Source organism: Tabrizicola sp. (assembly GCF_031377265.1).
Classification (GTDB): Bacteria; Pseudomonadota; Alphaproteobacteria; order Rhodobacterales; family Rhodobacteraceae; genus JAUYQR01.
Genome location: NZ_JANMET010000381.1, coordinates 1 through 2,793, shown reverse-complemented (window position 1 = coordinate 2,793; position 2,793 = coordinate 1). Strand labels below are relative to the sequence as shown.

4 protein-coding genes are annotated in these 2,793 nt (G+C 63.2%); 1 reads left to right on the top strand and 3 read right to left on the bottom strand.

The window, feature by feature from the left end; translation table 11 throughout:
• The 3 genes from RMO18_RS20325 to RMO18_RS20315 all read right to left on the bottom strand — a co-directional run.
• Nucleotides 1-404 (bottom strand): exodeoxyribonuclease III (locus RMO18_RS20325; protein ID WP_309668341.1); only part of this gene is annotated, 404 nt, incomplete at its 3' end.
• A 58-nt stretch (nucleotides 405-462) separates the two neighbouring features.
• Complete coding sequence (locus RMO18_RS20320; protein WP_309668340.1) at nucleotides 463-1,182, bottom strand: hypothetical protein; 720 nt, start codon at nucleotides 1,180-1,182, stop codon at nucleotides 463-465.
• 119 nt (nucleotides 1,183-1,301) lie between these two features.
• Complete coding sequence (locus RMO18_RS20315) at nucleotides 1,302-1,649, bottom strand: iron-sulfur cluster assembly accessory protein (RefSeq protein ID WP_309668339.1); 348 nt, start codon at nucleotides 1,647-1,649, stop codon at nucleotides 1,302-1,304.
• On the opposite strand from RMO18_RS20315, the gene RMO18_RS20310 reads away from it, so the two are divergent.
• On the top strand, nucleotides 1,648-2,793 hold a 1,146-nt coding region (locus RMO18_RS20310; RefSeq protein ID WP_309668338.1), incomplete at its 3' end, for a deoxyguanosinetriphosphate triphosphohydrolase. The genes RMO18_RS20315 and RMO18_RS20310 overlap by 2 nt on opposite strands.

The following is a 2,793-nucleotide window of genomic DNA, read 5'->3' as shown; positions in this document are numbered from 1 at the left end:
CGCACCCGCGCCTGCATCCGCGCCATCCAGGCCAGTTTGTAATCATACTTCGGCCCCGGCGCCGGGTTGCCGTTCGGCAGGTACAGCCCGCAGACGCGCACAGGCCGCGCGCCCATCACCCGCGCCTCGATCCAGCGGGCCTGTTCATCGCTGTCATCGCCGGGCAACCCGCGCGTCACATCCTCCAGCGCCAGCTTCGACAGGATCGCCACCCCGTTGAACCCCTTTTGCCCATGCGTTTCCACGCGGTAGCCCATCGCCTCAAAAATCTCGCGGGGAAAGCCTTCGTCCACCGATTTGATTTCCTGCAGGCAAACCACGTCCGGCACCGTTGCGGCAAGCCATGCCGGCAACGCCTCGATCCGCGCCTTGATGCCGTTGATGTTGAACGTGGCGATCTTCATTGGCTTGCCTTCCCTGCGCGGCCCCCGTTCTAGACCCGCCGGCCCGCACGATCAAGGCTCAAGCGCTTTGCCGCAAGGCCTGCGTCGCTGCCGCCAGCCACAGCGCATCGATCCGGTCAATCTCGGCGGGGTCAAACCGCTCCGCCTCCTCCCAGTACCGCCCCGACGGCACCATATAGCCAAGCGCCGCCTCCGCTCGCAACGCCTCCGCCGCAAGGTCGGCGCAAAACGCTGCAGGTTCAGCCCGGCCCGCCATCGCCAAAGACGCCCGTGGATACAGCAACCGTGACGGCCCGTTCGACAGGTTGACCATCGCACAGCCCTGCATCGCCGCCAGCACCATCAACCGCGCCGACTTCGCCTCCAGCGACCGCAGCGTGATGTCCGCGCGCAAAGGGTCTGGCGTGCCGGTCCCGTAGAAATGCGTCGGCCCGCTGGCCGGATACAGCATGTCGCAGCCAAACACCGCGATCCGGCTTGGCTGCAATTGGTGCAACGCCCAATACCCGGCGGTGAACGCCATCGTGGCACCCGCATAAACAAACCCGCCAAACACATTCTGCGCCGGCACGAACATAGCTTCGGTGACAATCTGCTGCCCGCCCACCGGCACCGGCACGCGATCCGCAGGAAAGTCATAGGGATGGATCATGTAATCCCAATCCGGGCGCAGCGTATGGGCGTTGTTGATCGCCACCACTGTCTCAAACGGCGCACGACCCCAGGTCCGCGCTGCCACCGCCATCGGGGCGGATCCAAGGATCAGAACCGTCGTCATCGCACACACTCCGCTCACTGCAAGGGGGGAGTTAGCGCGCAGAATGCAAAGGTCCACCAAGACCTTGACCCGCACAGGCGGTTTTCAGAACCGCCCGGAACGACGTCGAAAGACCCGGACTACATCGAAAAAGACGTGCCGCAGCCGCAGCTGGAGGTCGCGTTCGGGTTTTGCACCACGAACCGCGCGCCGATCAGCTCTTCGGTGAAATCGATCACCGCATTGGTCAGGAACGGCAGCGAGATCTGATCGACCAGCACCTTGATGCCATCCTTTTCCAGCACCAGATCATCGCCCTGTGGATCGTCCAGCTTGATATCGTACTGAAAGCCCGAACATCCGCCGCCATCAACGGCCACGCGCAGCGCCTTCGGTTCGCCCGTCGCGGCGGCAATCTCGGCCAGCCGGGCAAAAGCGCGGTCGGTCACCCGTGGCGGCATGTCAACTGTTGGAAGCGTAAGTTCCATGGCTGTTCCCGTATCCTTCCGGTTCTGTCCGGAATATAGGTCACCAGGATGCGCCGAACAAGCCGAGGCCGCAATGCTGAAACCTTTTGCCTGTCAACCCGAAGCCTCTCGCGGGCGGCGCTGGCCTGAAAACCTGTCATCCTTCCGCTCGCCCTTTCAGCGCGATCGGGACCGGATCATCCATTCCTCGGCTTTTCGCCGCCTGAAACACAAGACCCAGGTCTTCGTCGAACACGAGGGCGATTACTACCGCACCCGCCTGACCCACACGATCGAAGTGGCGCAAGTGGCCCGCACCATCGCCGGTGTCCTCGGCCTGAACACCGATTTAGCCGAGGCGGTCGCTTTGGCGCATGACCTTGGCCACACCCCCTTTGGCCATACCGGTGAAGACGCGATGGAACGGCTGATGGCCCCCTATGGCGGCTTTGACCACAACGCCCAGGCCCTGCGCATCGTGACCCGGCTTGAACACCACTATGCCGACTTTGACGGTCTTAACCTCACCTGGGAAACCCTTGAAGGCATTGCCAAACACAACGGCCCGGTGACCGGCCCGAATGCCGATGCCAAGCATGCCCATGCGGCCGAAGGCGGGGCGCTGCCCTATGCGCTGGCCGAGGTGAATGCCGAATGGGATCTGGAACTTTCCACTCACGCCTCAGCCGAGGCGCAGGTGGCCGCCATCGCCGATGATGTCGCCTATTCGCACCACGATCTGCACGATGGCTTGCGGTCCGGCCTGTTCACCGAAGACGATCTGATTGATCTGCCCGTCACCGGCCCCGCCTTTGCCGAGGTGGACCGGCTTTACCCCGGCCTTGACAAGATGCGCCGCCGCCACGAAGCATTGCGTAGGGTCTTTGGCCGCATGGTCGAAGACGTCATCGCCGTTGCCCAGAATCGGCTGGCCTCAGCCCAGCCGAAATCGGTCGATGACATCCGCCATTTGGGCACGACCGTGATCCGCTTTTCCAAGCCGCTGTATCAAGACCTGAAAGCGGTGCGCAGTTTCCTGTTCCACCGGATGTATCGCGCGCCATCCGTCATGTCGGTCCGCGCCGAGGTGACGCAAGTGATCGATGATCTTTTCGCGCGCTTCATGGCGGACCCGTCCGTCCTGCCCGCCGAATGGCAAGATGAC